Here is a 14,850-nt window from a genome sequence, read left to right as displayed (position 1 = left end):
GTATTGCAGAAGGTTCTTCCTGAGTCCGCGATACCTTGTCTTACCCGCATGAAACAGACGCTTCACAATGAGAAAAGGATGCTCCACCTTGCTGCGAACCGAGGCTTTCGCATGCTCGATCTGCCTGTCCCAATTCGTCCCTTTGTATTCTTTCGTCATGCGCTTCTGCGAGGGGCTTTGGGCAATGCGGTAGTCCACGTCTGAAAGCTCGGACCTCTCTCGGATTTCCGTGCGTTTTTCCACACCGAGATACCCCGAATCCCCATAGACCGTATGATCATCTTCGCGGATCAGCGCATGGGTTTGGGTAATGTCGTGCACGTTGGCGGCGGTCGCTGTGATCGTATGGACGTATCCTGTTCCGGCATCCGCACCGGAATGGATCTTCATGCCGAAGTACCACTGATTCCCCTTCTTCGTGGAGTGCATCTCAGGGTCACGGGACTTTGTCGCGTTCTTGGTCGAACTCGGTGCATGAATGATGGTTGCATCAACAATCGTGCCGCCGTGCATGATGAGTCCAGACGCGTCTAGGCGTTGTTTCACATCATCGAAAATCTTGCGGGCGATGTCGTGCTTTTCCAGCAGATGCCGAAAATGCAGAAGTGTCGTGGCATCGGGTGTCTGTTCTGTGGAAAAGTCAATCCGCAGAAACTGTTTCATGGCATAGCTGTCGTAAATTGCATCCTCGATTCCCTCATCGGAAAGACCGAACCAGTTCTGCATAAGGTACATACGCAGCATGGTTTCTAGGGGGATCAGTTTTCTGCCGCGCTCTTTCTGGACATAGTACGGCGCGATGAGTGCCATCCATTCGTTCCAAGGAATGATGGATTCCATGGCTTCCAGAAAGGCTTCACGGCGTGTTGTTCTCTTGCGGTTTGCGTACTCCATGTCGGTAAAGGTTTGCTGCACCATGATGTTGCCTCTCTCTCGTCGTGTTGCTGTTTTCCTCTATTGTAATATTTCGGAGCTCAATCGTGCAACAAAAGAATTTTTCAGTGTTTCCTTAATATTTAATCGACCTAATAAATTTTATCTATGAATATAGGCTCAATTATTTCATTAGAGAAGAAAATTCTAAAAATGTTGCCTAAAACACTTGTAATGAATCTGATTCGCCATTATAATATCCTCTGCATTTACGAATACAATTATTATTTTCATTTAGATCCCTCATATAATCTCCGGTCGTATGAGGAACGAGGAGGTTCCGGAACGGGCGGAACATAGTTCTTAGTTATCATGGAGGAAAAGTATATGCTCAGAAAACAGAGTCGGCGATCCGTGCGTCTACTCTCCTATGCCATAACGACGTGGCTTGCCCTGCCCGCCTATACTGCATGGGCAAGTGAAGCTGCATCCGGGGGGAATACTAATGTCACTACGGCAGACGTTCGCGTGGAGGCGGACGCCGCACAGGAAGAGGCAAAGTATGAATCCCAGCAGAAGACCATCATCACCAAGGAGGACATCGAGAAGAAACAGGCGAAGTCCGTTGAGGATATTATCTTCAGCGAGACAGGCGTCTCCCGCACCGTCGATGCCATGGGGCGTGTCGGTATCTCAATCCGCGGCGCAGAGCCACGCCATACACTCATCCTCGTCGACGGACAGCCCGTTCTCGGTGATCTTGCAAAATACTCGGGCGCGGCGGACGAGGTCATGCGTCTCGGCACGGAGAATGTCGAGCGTATCGAGATCATTCAGGGCGCAGCGAGCTCGAAGTTCGGTTCGGATGCGATCGGCGGCGTCGTAAACATCATCACGCGTAAGGCGACAAAGGATCTTCGCTTTCAGTTCAACTGGGAAGGTCTGCATGAGGCTGGTGACTCCGGCATCCCGTTCTCGAATTTCTTCCTGCGTGCAGACTCCGGGCAGATGGGCAAGCTTCGGCTCGGACTCTCGGGCAGCAAGCGCGAGATTGTTCCGGTGTATGCGAGCGTCACACGCAGCAAATCCGGTATGTCGTTTGACTATCCGTTCAGGGATTTCAAAAAGAATACGCTCCGTTACTACGGTGATACCGCGAATATCGGGCTCGTTGGAAGCTATGAAGCAAACGCGCATAACAACTTTGAGTTCCGTGTCGATCGCTATACCGAAGACCTCATGCGCGACGTCAAGACGACGGACAGCGACCTTGAACCGATGCGCACCTTCAAGCGGCAGACAGGGCGCAACGCATATAATGTCGGCTGGCACGGCGATGCGGGTAATACCGACTGGAACGTTGAGATGAACTATACGAACATCAAGGAAGACGATGTATCGCTCATGAATTACGCCGGTAAATCCGCTTATGAAGGAAAGAACGAACTGCTCTACGTCGACAATGTGGATCATCGCCAGTTCGACTTCAAAGCATCGGCAAATACGCAGATCGGAGACAAGCATCTCCTTACCTATGGCTTTGGCTTTACCCACGAGAAAGGGGAAGGCAGTCGTCTGAAAGATTCCCCCAAAACGTCGACGCGTCATATTGATCCATGGGACTATGACAAGAGCCTGCTGGTTGATAAACAGGATCGTCTCATCCGCGGAGACGACAATACGGAGTATGTATGGTCGCATATCCACGACTACAAGTTCGATCGTTCAGAAGGGATGCCGAAATGGGATAGAGAGTACGAATATTACTATTATGATAAAAATAAAACCGGCTCTATCAATCCGGAAGATAAAGATTCAACGAAACGCGGCATCAGTTACGATGAGTTCACAAAATATCAGCTCCATAAAGGAATGATGGAAAAACGCATCGATTATAACACATGGAAGGATCGGCTTTATGTGGGAGCCAACGACATTACCGATCTTGTAGGGGAAGATAAGATCGACGAACTCTATGGCAGATACCAGCGCTTCCAAGACCAACTCAACGAGGAATGGAAACGCAACCATAACGGAGCCTCCTATTCGAACGGCGGCAATCTTGTCGGAGACTACTACCGTGACGGCATTCGCAAGAAAGAGGATGCACCAACACTAAATGGAAAGAAGTTCCTCGAGGAATACTGGGATCGGGATCAGCGTCTTACAGTCGGCAGCGCCACGATCAAGAAGCAGAACTTTTACATCGGCGATACATGGCAGGTCTCGAACAATACCCTGCTCTACCCGATCATCCGTGTCGACCACAGCAACCTCTTTGGGACGAATGTGTCGGGCAGTTTCGGCATGACGCACAATGTCGGCGGTGATCCGCACCGTCGTCTCAAAGCAAACATCGGTACAAGCTACGCGGAACCCGGCATGGGAGAGCTATACTATAACTGGGAGATGTACGGCAGCAATCCCGCCGGTATCGGCTATGCAAAAATGGGATGGTGGTGGGCGGGTAATCCAAATCTGAAGCCGGAAAAGTCCGTCAATTTCGACATCAGTCTTGAGGGTGAAAATAAAAATACCTACGGACGTATCGGGCTCTTCCACAACCGCATTCGGGACTATATGACCGTCTATTTTACAGGCAAACTGCAAGACTTTGCTCCCCAATTAGATGAAAGTGCCAAATGGATGCGTGCCCCGGATATGATCTACAGCTTTAAGAACATCGGTAAAGCAGAGATCACCGGAATCGAGGCAGAGGTACGGCATAAATTCAACTCTCATTGGAGCACGAAACTCGGCTATACTTACCTCCATGCCATCAATAAAAGCGATCCCCTCATGCCGCGCCGCTTGCTTGATCGCCCTACGCATAAGCTTGATATCGGCGTCACCTATGAGGACAAGAAGACGGGCTGGGGAGCAACCCTCTGGGGCGACTACTATATTCATATGCTTGACAGCAACACTCTTGCGAACGGGCGAAACTACTATCCGGACATTCTTGAGCATCTTGGCGGAGTATATGAAAAACAAGAATACGAAGAAAAGACCTTCGGTATTTGGAACTTCATGTTGCAAAAGCAGATTAGCGATGACGCCATGGTTTATGTCGGCGTGAACAACATCTTCAACCACCGTGACGACGACCGTGCGACGCAGGAACGCATTTACCGTATCGGAGCAAATTTCAAATTTGATTCTCTCGGTGGCAGCAAAACGAAGAGTCTCATCACGAACGGCACAACGGAGATGGGCGAGCAGGAAGAAGTACTCCTGCGGAACTTTCTTAACCGTCCGTTTGATATGAGCAAAGAACAAGGCGCCACTGTATTTGGTGACTATCGCATCCGATTTGCCGCACACGGCGGAACAAACCGCCCGCAGTCCACCTATACGGCAAATTCTTCTGTCGGCTCTGCGACAAAGAATATGTTGGACGTCAATGAGCACGGCTTCGAACATCGCATCCGTGTTGGCGCGAATGCACGTGTCGGCGAGAATACGAATATCAAGGTTGTGGGAGCACTCTCCGGTACGAGTGGCGTTGAGAACGCTGCCACACTGCCCGAATCGCATGGGTTGAAGGAGACGCATCTCGAGCAGGCGGACGTTACGCAGCGCGTGAAGAAATGGGATCTCTCCCTCGGACGTCTAACTGAACCGATGGGCGTCACGGGCTATTGGTTCAGCAAAGAGTATGACGGCATTCGCGCCGTGTTCACGGGCAGTCGAACACAGTTGCGACTTGGCTATGGCACATTCAAGCATAGCACAGGCATATCGGATTCCGCCTATACGCATTCTACCTACGAGATGTTCTATCGCCCCCCGACACTCGTCGAGTTCCTCGGCATCAACAAAGCAGATTTCCCGACAGAGTTTGACAAATCTGTTGAAAAATCAACCGAAGAATACAATGAATACAAAGCTCAAGGGATGGAGGAGCAGACGAAGAATCTCTATTTCTATCAGCAGCTGAAAGCAGCTACTACGGATGCAGAGAAGCTGGATGTCCTAAAGCGCCTGCACAGCTTCGTGAAGGCGGCATACGGCGCCGATTTGGTAAATAAAACCTTCACCCCCACGCCTAAGAAGGGCTTAACCGCATTGTATGAGGTTAAGCACAACAACACGGGCGTCAGAAAAATGGTAAAACTATATGCATCTGACGATCAGGAGCTTGCATCGTATGTAGGAACGCCGCCGCGCGATGCTTCCGATGCAGAAAAGGCGTTGTATCAAAAGATCAACAGTCTTCTTTCCACGCCATTGTCCGATGCGTCTGCATTGGAGTCCGGCAACTACTATTCCGTGCATTCGGAAGAGAAACTGGCAGAAGCCTATAAACTCATCGCTAAACTCAATGCGATACGGCAACTGGCACAGCTTCAAAAAGACGATTGTGAGATTGGAGACGGTAATGATTCTTCTGACGGACATGTTTGGTCAAAATCGGGAGATGTCTGGACAAAAACGACGGATCATTCGCTCGCCGAAGATTATACCATCCCGGATGATGCGAAGATTGAGCTGATCAAGAAGGTGTCGCCGATCCAGTATAAGTCAATGACCGGACTCACGGATGATTCATGGGAAAATAACTACTCAACGACCGATCAGGACTTGGAAAGATCCCAGGGACTGGAACTGAATAAGGTGGCGGCAGCTTACTGGACGGCGCTCAAGGATGTCTTAGAAGCCTCGGAGCACGAGAACAAACTTCCCCGCTCTGCACTTGGCGCGCTTGTCGGTAATCTCGTCAAAACGACAGGCATCGTCCTTGAGAAAGACCGTATACCGCCCATCGACAAGGCTTTCTTCATTCAGGCGCGCAGAGAGATTACGCCGCAGTTGGGTGTCGCAGCATGGTATCTGCGCTCCGTTGGCGATAAGACTTATACGGCGCGTGCTGCAAATGGAACGGGAAACGACGTCAGTACATTCAACCATCTTGCCAACGTGATTGGCGTCGGTGCAAAATGGCAGATGGGCAAAAAGACAGCGGTCTCCTTCGATTACGGCATGAACCGTACGGCATTCGGAAAGTATATGAACGGCACCTCTGTCTTTGAACATAAAGCACGTACCGACGTGTTCACGCCAAGAGGACGCCATGTCGGCAGCATGCCGGTATTCTGGACGGCGCGCCTCGATATCGGGGAATCTGACACCGATCGTCCGGGAACTTGGAACGCGTTCATCGACTACAAGTATTTCGAACACGGCGCTTTCTTCGGCGGCAACGGCACAGAGTCTCTGCCCGATCGTTACCTCGACGGCATCAAGAGCTTTACGATCGGTGGCGGCTATGTCCCAGCGCAGAACTGGCTCGTTGAGCTATTCTACACCTTTGACGCAAAAGGGATCAACAGCCGTGACACTCTCCATGGACCGGAGAAGTTCCGTCTCGGCAACTATACGCGCTTCCAAGTCACCTACAAGTTCTAACACCTCCCTACGATACAATTACATATGAAAAATCCCCCGTCATACCGGAAAATATTCGGTACGGCGGGGGATTTTCGTATGCGGTTTTCTTATTTTTCATGATTTTCGGCATCAAGCCCTAACATATGCCACACTTCCTTAGCCGAATAATATTCTGTCTCTCCACGGCGTTCACGCTCTTCATAATCTGCAATTTCTTTCAGATCAGCTAAGTTCTCAAGCTCCTCAATATCGCTTCGCCGCAGATTGCCGTAAGGATCCTTTTTCCCTTGAGAAAAATCATATTCCGCTCTCATATCGTCACCTCGCTCACTGTCTATATTATATATTAAAGGAATAGAATCGCAAGGTGGTTTTGCGCATCTTGCATAAACATTTCACATTTCCTTTGCATGTGGTAATATACATATATTCCTAGGAAAGAGGTGCCCGACTCATGGCAAATAAACCGCTCTACACGATCACGGAACGTGCCGCCGATTCCTTGGCAAAGATCGTTGAGGTTGTGACGCGTCTGAAATATGCGACGGGGTTCAACCGTGACATTCGTCTCCATCGGGAGAACCGTCTGCGGACGATTCACGCATCGCTCGCTATCGAGGGAAATTCTCTCACGCTCGGCGAGGTGCGTACCATCATCGAGGAAAAGCTCGTTGCGGGCGGCGGGGCGGAGATCGCAGAGGTCAAAAATGCATACGCTGCCTATGATCGGCTCTTGTCGTTTGATCCGTATGCGGTCAAGGATTTCCTCAAGGCACACGGGGTGATGATGTGAGGGCTGATCAAGGAGGCGGGGCAGTTCCGCAGCGGTGATGTCGCCGTGGTCGACGGGACAGTCCCCGTGCATATCGGTGCACGACCGCAGTTCGTTCCGATGCTCGTTGCGGAGCTATTCGAATGAGCGCGTGCCTCCTCTCTGCATCCGGTGCTTAAGAGCGCGATCCTCCATTATGAGATCGAGACCATTCACCCATTTGTCGACGGCAACGGGCGCATGGGACGGCTCTGGTAGACGCTGCTCCTCGCGCGTTGGAATCCGCTCTTTGCATGGATTCCGATGGAGTCTCGCTGCTCTATCGCAATCGACCGGAATACTACCGGGCGATTGAAGCGGCGCGGCATGATAACGACTGCGCTGCGTTCATCGAGTTCACGTTCGCGGCTGTGCTGCGCAGCATCATCGAGCAGGAAAAGCACCAAGTCGAGCACCATGATGAGCACTATGTCGAGCACTATGTCGGGCTGAGCGATGCACAGCGCGCACTGCTGCGTGCGATGGGCGGCGCGGAACTGGCGCGCCGGGAGTTGTTTAACCGCCTCGGGATACGGGGCGATTCGCGTGCGTATCGACGGCACATAGAGCCGCTGATTGCCGCGGGACTCATCGAGATGACGCTCCCCAACAAGCCGAAGAGCCGCCTGCAAAAATATCGTTTGACGGAAAAAGGGCACGCTGCGTGCGGCGAAATATCTTTATGAAAAAAAGTTGTAAATTTTATCGAAAAGCATCTTGATTTTCATTCTCATAGGTGCTATATTATATACAGGCTTTCGTTAAAGCTCTCCTAAAATATAATACACAGCAAAGATAGTCCACAGTGGAGTGTGGGCTATTTTTGTGCATGAAGTCACACAAACAGCTTGACAGGTATGTTATAATAATCAAAAAGTCAAAAGGAGATGACATGATGGCAAAGCAGCATATAGAGAAGGATATTATCATCATCGGCGCGGGCATGGCGGGGCTGACGGCGGCGCTCTACGCGGGGCGGATGAATCTGCGGACGTTGGTGCTGGAGAATTCGCTCGTCGGCGGACAGATCGCTACGGCGTCGGATATCGAGAACTTCCCGGGATTCGAACGCGTCAGTGGGATGGAGCTGATCGGGACGCTCGAGAAACAGGCGAAGAATTTTGGCGCGGAGATTGACGAGTTCGATCGCATTGAGCGCGTCGATCTCAAAAGCGCGCCGAAGATCGTGGAGACGGAGACGCGCATCTACGAGACGCCCGTCATCATCATCGCGTCGGGGATGAACCGGCGCAAGCTGCCGCTGCCGCAGGAGCCGCATTATTTCAACCGCGGGGTGCATTACTGCGAGCTGTGCGACGGGCACACCTATCAGGACAAGATCATCACGGTGATGGGCGGCGGGAATGCTGCGGTCGACGCGGCGAATTTCCTGACGAAGTACGCGAAGCATCTCTACCTCATCCACCGCTCGCAGCTGCGCGCGGATAAGTCCTCGCAGGACGCGCTCTATGCGAATCCAAAGGTGACGGTGATGCTTGAGACAGAGATCACGCATCTCGTGGGCGAGGATCGTCTGACGGCGATCGAGCTGCTGCACAAGGACACGGGCAAGACGGAGACGCTGCCGGCGGACAGTATCTTTGTCAATATCGGGGTGCTGCCGAATACGGATCTGTTCGTGGGACAGCTCGCGCTCACGGAGAGCGGCTATATTGCGGCGGATGAGAACTGCCGGACGGAGATCCCGGGGGTCTTCGTCGCGGGGGATATTCGCGAGAAGGAGATTCATCAGCTGACGACGGCGGCGTCCGACGGGACGACGGCGGCGCTCCACGCGGAGAAATATCTGGCGTCGCTGAAATAAATATTGCAGTAAGTTCGATTACGATATAGAGGAGGTTTTTCCATGGTTCAGGTTTTTTCGTTCGACGCGTGCCCGTGGTGTGCTAAGGCAAAGAAGTATCTCGATGCAAAGGGCGTTGCGTACGAGGTGCGCGACATCGAAAAGGATCCGGGGGCGTATGACGATCTGCTGAAGCTCACGGGCGACGGTTCCTGCCCTGTGATCAAGGCGGATAACGGTCAGTATGTGCGCGGTTTTGACCAGCCCGCGATCGATAAGCTGTTGGGGCTTTGAGGAGGGCGCGGATATGGTAAAGGTGTATTCGATCACGGTCTGCCCGTGGTGCGAGAAGGTCAAGCGCTATCTGAAATATCGCGGCATCGCGTACGAGGAGCACAACATCGAGCACGACGCGGCGGCGCTCGAGGAATGCCGCCGTATCTCGGGCGATACGATCGTCCCCGTGACGACGGCGGACGGCAAAGAGTTTGCGCTCAGCTACGACCGGGAGAAGCTCGACAAGATCCTCGGGATTACGGCGTGAAATATGTTCTTGCGGTACTGTAAAACTTGACTTTTTTCATGTGTTCCGGCACAATCATATTGGCAAGAGATACGAACCGGCCATAGCAAAAAGCCCGGAAGCCACAGCTTCCGGGCTTTTCTATGCCGTTTTTTAGTTGCGTCATTTGACAATATGGGATTTATCCTATATTATGAAAACCATACTGAAGGGCGGTGCAGGTGTGCGGGAATTTGAGATTCTATTCTATGATAAACCGGACGGAACGGAACCGGCAAAAGATTTTATCCTCAGTCTTGACATAAAGATGCGAGCAAAAATTTTGATGCTTATTGATGTCTTGGCGAGCCGAGGAAACGAGCTGCGTGAGCCGTATTCAAAGCCGCTTGGAGACGGTATTTTTGAACTGCGGGCAAAGGTCGGTTCGGATATTTCGCGCGTGTTGTATTTCTTTTGTATCGGACATCGCATTGTATTCACAAATGGTTTTATCAAGAAGTCCCGTAAAACACCGCCAATAGAAATTGAACGAGCAAGATGTTGCCGTGCCGAATTTCTCGGGAGGAAGGAGTGCTCATGATGTCAAACTATAAGGATTTTCTTGCGGAGCAGATGCGCGACCCCGAATTTCGCGCGGAATGGGAGTCGCTGCAGCCGGAGCGTGCGATCATCGAGGCGATGATTGACGCGCGGGCGGCGGCGGGGCTCACGCAAAAGGAGCTTGCGGAAAAATCAGGGATTGCGCAGAGCGACATCAGCAAGCTGGAAAACGGAAATGCGAATCCGTCTCTGCGAACCCTCCAACGGCTTGCGGCAGGGATGGGGATGCGGCTGCATCTCGAATTTCTCCCCGCACACTAATTATCGCCCCCGACTCCTTTTTTACTTGCCAAAATTTTTGAACGGGATTAAAATATATGCAGATGTATTTTCGGAATGAACTATAGGGAGGTATTAACATGACCGGATTACCGCTCATCATTGCCTTTGTCGTGGCGATTGTCATCATGATCGTCATGATCTCGAAGCTGCGCATTCATCCGTTCATCTCGATCATGCTGGTCTCGCTCGGGCTGGGGCTCGTCGCGGGCATCCCGCTCGTCGATCATAAACTCGAGGGCGGCGCAGTGCAGCACGGTCTTGCGACCGTCATCGGGCAGGGATTCTCGGGGACGTTCACGAGCATCGGCATCGTCATCATCCTCGGTGCGATGATCGGGACGGTACTTGAAAAGACGGGCGCCGCGTTGAAACTTGCGGATATGGTGATCCGCCTCGTCGGCAAGGACAATCCGGTTATCGCGGTGCAGCTCATGGGCTGGGTGGTCTCGATCCCGGTGTTCTGCGACTCGGGCTTCGTCATCCTCGATCCGATCCGCAAGGCGCTTATCCGCCGCACGGCGGTCTCGGCGGTCTCGATGACGTTTGCGCTGAGCGCGGGTCTCTTTATCTCGCATGTATTCATTCCGCCGACGCCGGGACCCATCGCGGCGGCAAGTACGCTCGGCATCGGCGATTACCTCCTGCAGGTCATCGGGCTTGGTATGCTCTGCTCGATTTTCCCGCTTATCGCCGGATATTTCTTCGCGCGCTGGATTGGGACGAAGGTGCAGTCAAAGGATGAGGTCGATCCGGAGGACGTGGCGAAGGTCTATAATGACCTGATGGATTCGTATGGCAAGCTCCCGTCCGCATTCAATACGCTTGCTCCGATTGTCGTCCCGATTCTTTTGATGGCGTTCTCTTCGATTGTGGCGATGGCGGGCGGCAAGGGGCTCGGCGCGGACATCGTGCGCTTCCTCGGCACGCCGATCATCGCGCTCGCGGTCGGCATGGGCTTTGCGACCATACAGCTCGCGGCGGCGGATCGGATGCATGAGTTTTACAAAATCTGCAACGACAGCTTGATGACGGTCGGTCCCATCCTTTTCATCACGGCGGCGGGCGGTGTGCTTGGCAAAGTGATCGCAACGTCGGATATGGTGCGTTATATCTCGCAGCACGCGGATGTGTTCTCGAGCATGGGGATTTTCTTCCCGTTCCTGCTCGCGGCGGTGCTCAAGACGGCGCAGGGCTCCTCGACGGTCTCGCTCATCACGACGGCAGGAATTGTGGGACCGCTGCTTCCCGTACTTGGCTATCATACGCCGATTGAGATCACGCTTGTCTGTATGGCGATCGGCGCGGGCGCGATGACTGTGTCGCACGCGAACGACTCGTATTTCTGGGTGGTCTCCGAGTTTAGCGGAATGACGCCGGATCAGGGCTATCGCGTGCAGACGATGGGCACGCTCGTCCTTGGTATCGCCGCGATCATCGAGATCGCTCTGCTCAGTCTCGTGCTGCACTAACGGTTTTCTCCCGTTTTAAGAGAACTTTCCTTGATTAAGCCCGTCGCGGCATGGTAAGATGCGGGTAACTTCAGTGAAGGAGGGATCTCTATGGGAAAATTTACGTTGCGTCTGCTCACGGTTACACTGATGCTGATGCTTGCCCTATCCGGCGCGGTACTTGCGAAAAGTGCAAATCAACAGCGCGCGGAAATCGGACGCCTGCATACAAAGGCACTTGCAAACCTCTACGAGGTGAACCCGAATGCACAGGACGTCATCGCCGGCAGCTACGGCTATGCGACGATCAGCTCAACGGGAGCGAAGATCGGGCTGTTTGGCAGCGCACACGGGCGCGGGCTCGCCGTCAACAACGTGACGGGCGAACGCGTCTATATGAAGATGGAGGAGTATGCGCTTGGCATCGGGCTTGGCGTGAAGGAATACGATCTCATCTTTGTATTCGGCTCGGAACATGCATGGGATTCCTTCGTCTCAGGCAAGTTTAAGGTTGGCGGCGAGGCGACGGCGTCCGCGACGGACGGATATTCCGGCGGCGCGATCGACGGAGCGGACGTCGTTGCAAAGGACATGTGGGTCTATCAGGTGACAACCAAGGGACTTGCCGTCGGCGTCTCGCTCAAGGGACTCAGCATCTATCCGAATAAGGATCTGAATTAGATATTCCCCTAAAAATTTCCATAGGCTGCATCGCGCAGAGAGTATGCGGTGCAGCCTGTTTCTTTTATCCGGGGTCATCATCAGCCGCTAGATTTGACGCAGCAGCGCATTCTTTTACTTGCTTTGCACGCGAAAACACCGTAAAATAAAAGAAAGAGGTGATCGCATGAGCTCCTATCGGATGAAGTCGTGGGAAGAACTGACCATTTGAGACGACTATATGTTCAAGCTGATTATGAGCCGCAAACGCATCTGCAGGAAGGTGCTCGAGCGCATTCTGCACGTCGAGATCAGCGACATCCACTACCTCGAAGCGGAAAAGCCGATGAAGCCGAGTTACAGGAGCAAAGGTGTCCGTCTGGATGTCTATGTGCGGGATGATGCGCATACAGTCTACAACATCGAGATGCAGGTTCGCCAGCCCGAGGGCGACGGTCTTGCCAAGAGGACGCGTTACTACCAGTCGATGATCGATGCGGATCTTCTCGCTGCTGGTGCAGATTATGATGAGCTCAACCAAACGATCATCATCTTTATATGCCCTTTCGATATCGTCACAGCGACTTTGATACAATACAACGATAGAAACAGGCTGTGTATATACGAAAACAAGGGCTTTCCCGATTCGAAATTTCGGGAAAGCCCTTGTTTTATGTTTTAGGCATATGCCACGCTGTGATAGAAAATAATATTTTCTCTGAGATGCATACCCTATTAACGATTATAATGAGATATCGTTAATAGGGTGGTTTTTGACTCTTAGAACTTCCATCCCATAGAGAACCGGCCCGTGACATCTGCGGTATGGAACCCGTCAGGCTTTCGAATCGGCATCGCGGCGAAGACGTCGTAGGAGAGCTCGGAGAGTTTTCCGCGCAGACCGATTGCCGCGCCTGCGATCGTATGTCCGTTATAGAGATCGGCGCCATAGCCGTAGACCGCGCCGACATCGAGACCGAGATATAACTCCGCACTTTGCTTCGGGAACTTTGTCGCAAACTCGCTGCGCAGATACCATCCGTTCGTCCCCATCAGCGTGACCTGTCCGTCAAATCCGCGTACCGTATAGCGGTTTCCCATGCTGATCATGTCCACGCCGTAGAGCCGCATGCTGTCCATCGTCCACTGCCCATGAAAGGACGTCGTGAATGTAGCGGGGCGATGACTGAATTCAAACGGATGCACATAGTCCATATCGAGAAGCCACATCCGATAGAGCGTCTTCGGCGCGTCCGGGTAGGACTTTTCTTTTTTCATCTTGCCGATGAGCTCGTTGATGTCATGAAGGGATAATTCCTTGCCTATATAAGGACATGAAAGACGCTCTAGGAAATCAAATCGCTCCGCTAGATTCTCAATTTCTACGTGAGAGATGAGGAACCGAACCCGCTCGTCGGCCGGCAGTTCAGAGGGCGGGGGAGGAGGCGTGACAACTTCCGTGCGCTCTTGATTCAGCCGTTCCTGCCGCTCAGATTCCTGTGTACGGGATTGATCGAGCTGCTCCTGCTGTGCAGGGGCGGCAAATGCCGAGATAGTAGAGAGGGAGAGGAGGGGGATGAGGAGGAATGTGGAGGGCCGGTTGAGTGTTATCAAGTGAAGTCACCATACACTTTCAAAAACTCAGTTGTCATATCTTCGAACATCTGGAATGCAATTGTGAGAATTCCATGGAGATCCTCGTAGTTTCGGAAGATAGGTAAAGGATGCCTTTCTTCTAAATTTAACAGTTCATATTCTAAGTTTGAAAAACTGTTTCCTATATAGTATTGATTGTTTTTCATAACATCACATATTAATTCAACTGCCCCAGATTTTGTTTTTATCCGTGAATTGCAAGAGCAAGTTGAACAGTGATTTAATTAAGAAACATTTTCAATAGCGTATACTTCATCCAAGAAGGTGTTAAACAGTTCTGCTGGTGTTTGATAGTCGAGCACTCGACGAGGGCGGCTGTTTATCTCATCCGCTATGTTTAGGATGTCCTCGTCACTGTATCCGTCGATGCCCGTTCCTTTGGGGATATATTGGCGGAGGATGCCGTTGTGACGCTCGTTCTGCGGGCGTTCCCATGAGCTGTAGGGGGGAGCAAAGTACACCTTCGTGCCGAGGCTCTCAAGCTGCGTGAACGTCTCGCACTCTGTCCCGTTGTCAACGGTAATCGTCTTGAACACTTGGCTGAAACGGTCCTGTCCATATTCCGATTTCAAATGGGCGATGGCTTCTTCAATGCCGGCGCACGTGCGACCCGAGATGCGGATTGCGATGTAGTCGTGCGTCACCTTTTCCACAGCGGTAAATACGGCTGCGCCGCGCCCTTTTGGCGATCCGACAACGGTGTCGGCTTCCCAGTGTCCGATTTCCGTGCCTTCGTCCACAAGGGCAGGACGCTCCTGTATGCTACGCCCTTTCAGGCGCTTGTTCTTGCGGTTTCGCTTGC

The 14,850-nt window shown here is 52.2% G+C and carries 15 protein-coding genes and 1 pseudogene; 12 read left to right on the top strand and 4 right to left on the bottom strand.

Features of this window, described 5'->3' with window-relative positions:
• A partial coding sequence (locus tag HMPREF1147_RS01745) for an IS5 family transposase (RefSeq protein ID WP_009657436.1) occupies nucleotides 1-918 on the bottom strand: 918 nt, incomplete at its 3' end.
• A gap of 342 nt (nucleotides 919-1,260) precedes the next feature.
• Here HMPREF1147_RS01745 and HMPREF1147_RS01740 point away from each other — a divergent pair.
• On the top strand, nucleotides 1,261-6,282 hold the full coding sequence (locus HMPREF1147_RS01740) for a TonB-dependent siderophore receptor (protein ID WP_037351009.1): 5,022 nt from the start codon (nucleotides 1,261-1,263) through the stop codon (nucleotides 6,280-6,282).
• Between the two features lie 89 nt (nucleotides 6,283-6,371).
• Here the strand turns inward: HMPREF1147_RS01740 and HMPREF1147_RS01735 are convergent, their stop codons facing one another.
• Nucleotides 6,372-6,578 (bottom strand): hypothetical protein, encoded by a 207-nt coding sequence (locus HMPREF1147_RS01735; protein WP_009657435.1) that lies wholly within the window; start codon nucleotides 6,576-6,578, stop codon nucleotides 6,372-6,374.
• A 140-nt stretch (nucleotides 6,579-6,718) separates the two neighbouring features.
• Here HMPREF1147_RS01735 and HMPREF1147_RS12145 point away from each other — a divergent pair, with 140 nt between their 5' ends.
• The 11 genes and pseudogenes from HMPREF1147_RS12145 to HMPREF1147_RS01690 form a co-directional block, all read left to right on the top strand.
• Nucleotides 6,719-7,057: a hypothetical protein gene (locus tag HMPREF1147_RS12145; RefSeq protein WP_009657439.1), complete on the top strand. Its 339-nt coding sequence runs from the start codon at nucleotides 6,719-6,721 to the stop codon at nucleotides 7,055-7,057.
• A gap of 150 nt (nucleotides 7,058-7,207) precedes the next feature.
• Nucleotides 7,208-7,294, top strand: coding sequence for a Fic family protein (locus HMPREF1147_RS12385; protein WP_369791732.1), 87 nt, complete (start codon nucleotides 7,208-7,210; stop codon nucleotides 7,292-7,294).
• A 35-nt stretch (nucleotides 7,295-7,329) separates the two neighbouring features.
• The gene (locus HMPREF1147_RS12135; RefSeq protein ID WP_009657445.1) at nucleotides 7,330-7,761 is read left to right on the top strand and encodes a Fic family protein; all 432 of its coding nucleotides are present in this window, start codon (nucleotides 7,330-7,332) and stop codon (nucleotides 7,759-7,761) included.
• A gap of 209 nt (nucleotides 7,762-7,970) precedes the next feature.
• The gene (locus HMPREF1147_RS01725) at nucleotides 7,971-8,900 is read left to right on the top strand and encodes an NAD(P)/FAD-dependent oxidoreductase (protein ID WP_037351003.1); all 930 of its coding nucleotides are present in this window, start codon (nucleotides 7,971-7,973) and stop codon (nucleotides 8,898-8,900) included.
• A gap of 42 nt (nucleotides 8,901-8,942) precedes the next feature.
• A complete protein-coding gene (locus HMPREF1147_RS01720; protein ID WP_009657442.1) occupies nucleotides 8,943-9,173 on the top strand; it encodes a glutaredoxin domain-containing protein in 231 nt (76 codons plus the stop codon).
• Nucleotides 9,174-9,186: 13 nt separating this feature from the next.
• Nucleotides 9,187-9,423, top strand: a complete 237-nt coding sequence (locus HMPREF1147_RS01715) for a glutaredoxin domain-containing protein (RefSeq protein WP_009657444.1) — start codon at nucleotides 9,187-9,189, stop codon at nucleotides 9,421-9,423.
• A gap of 172 nt (nucleotides 9,424-9,595) precedes the next feature.
• Nucleotides 9,596-9,982 (top strand): type II toxin-antitoxin system RelE/ParE family toxin, encoded by a 387-nt coding sequence (locus tag HMPREF1147_RS01710; protein WP_009657432.1) that lies wholly within the window; start codon nucleotides 9,596-9,598, stop codon nucleotides 9,980-9,982.
• Complete coding sequence (locus HMPREF1147_RS01705) at nucleotides 9,979-10,263, top strand: helix-turn-helix domain-containing protein (RefSeq protein WP_009657434.1); 285 nt, start codon at nucleotides 9,979-9,981, stop codon at nucleotides 10,261-10,263. Before HMPREF1147_RS01710 ends, HMPREF1147_RS01705 begins: the two co-directional genes overlap by 4 nt.
• A 98-nt stretch (nucleotides 10,264-10,361) precedes the next feature.
• Nucleotides 10,362-11,753, top strand: a complete 1,392-nt coding sequence (locus HMPREF1147_RS01700; protein ID WP_009657433.1) for a GntP family permease — start codon at nucleotides 10,362-10,364, stop codon at nucleotides 11,751-11,753.
• Between the two features lie 90 nt (nucleotides 11,754-11,843).
• On the top strand, nucleotides 11,844-12,413 hold the full coding sequence (locus HMPREF1147_RS01695; protein WP_009657447.1) for a YSC84-related protein: 570 nt from the start codon (nucleotides 11,844-11,846) through the stop codon (nucleotides 12,411-12,413).
• A gap of 220 nt (nucleotides 12,414-12,633) precedes the next feature.
• A pseudogene (locus tag HMPREF1147_RS01690) lies at nucleotides 12,634-13,014 on the top strand (Rpn family recombination-promoting nuclease/putative transposase); the annotation flags it as partial.
• A 158-nt stretch (nucleotides 13,015-13,172) separates the two neighbouring features.
• Here the strand turns inward: HMPREF1147_RS01690 and HMPREF1147_RS11860 are convergent.
• Nucleotides 13,173-14,006 carry a ShlB/FhaC/HecB family hemolysin secretion/activation protein gene (locus tag HMPREF1147_RS11860; protein WP_009657446.1) on the bottom strand — a complete coding sequence of 278 codons (834 nt, stop codon included), beginning with the start codon at nucleotides 14,004-14,006 and terminating at the stop codon, nucleotides 13,173-13,175.
• Between the two features lie 266 nt (nucleotides 14,007-14,272).
• A partial coding sequence (locus HMPREF1147_RS01680) for an IS30 family transposase (protein WP_037351001.1) occupies nucleotides 14,273-14,850 on the bottom strand: 578 nt, incomplete at its 5' end.

Origin of the sequence: Selenomonas sp. FOBRC9 (assembly GCF_000287655.1) — a bacterium.
Lineage (GTDB): Bacteria > Bacillota > Negativicutes > Selenomonadales > Selenomonadaceae > Centipeda > Centipeda artemidis.
The sequence above is the reverse complement of the archived record's forward strand: the minus strand, read 5'-3'. Positions and strand labels throughout refer to the sequence as shown.

Bases quoted from the DNA above. Each gene is read 5' to 3' on its own strand.
- HMPREF1147_RS01715 (WP_009657444.1), top strand. From the start codon at position 9,187: ATGGTAAAGGTGTATTCGATCACGGTCTGCCCGTGGTGCGAGAAGGTC.
- HMPREF1147_RS01705 (WP_009657434.1), top strand. From the start codon at position 9,979: ATGATGTCAAACTATAAGGATTTTCTTGCGGAGCAGATGCGCGACCCC.
- HMPREF1147_RS12145 (WP_009657439.1), top strand. From the start codon at position 6,719: ATGGCAAATAAACCGCTCTACACGATCACGGAACGTGCCGCCGATTCC.
- HMPREF1147_RS01720 (WP_009657442.1), top strand. From the start codon at position 8,943: ATGGTTCAGGTTTTTTCGTTCGACGCGTGCCCGTGGTGTGCTAAGGCA.
- HMPREF1147_RS12135 (WP_009657445.1), top strand. From the start codon at position 7,330: ATGGATTCCGATGGAGTCTCGCTGCTCTATCGCAATCGACCGGAATAC.
- HMPREF1147_RS01700 (WP_009657433.1), top strand. From the start codon at position 10,362: ATGACCGGATTACCGCTCATCATTGCCTTTGTCGTGGCGATTGTCATC.
- HMPREF1147_RS01735 (WP_009657435.1), bottom strand. From the start codon at position 6,578: ATGAGAGCGGAATATGATTTTTCTCAAGGGAAAAAGGATCCTTACGGC.
- HMPREF1147_RS01740 (WP_037351009.1), top strand. From the start codon at position 1,261: ATGCTCAGAAAACAGAGTCGGCGATCCGTGCGTCTACTCTCCTATGCC.
- HMPREF1147_RS01710 (WP_009657432.1), top strand. From the start codon at position 9,596: ATGAAAACCATACTGAAGGGCGGTGCAGGTGTGCGGGAATTTGAGATT.
- HMPREF1147_RS01725 (WP_037351003.1), top strand. From the start codon at position 7,971: ATGGCAAAGCAGCATATAGAGAAGGATATTATCATCATCGGCGCGGGC.
- HMPREF1147_RS01695 (WP_009657447.1), top strand. From the start codon at position 11,844: ATGGGAAAATTTACGTTGCGTCTGCTCACGGTTACACTGATGCTGATG.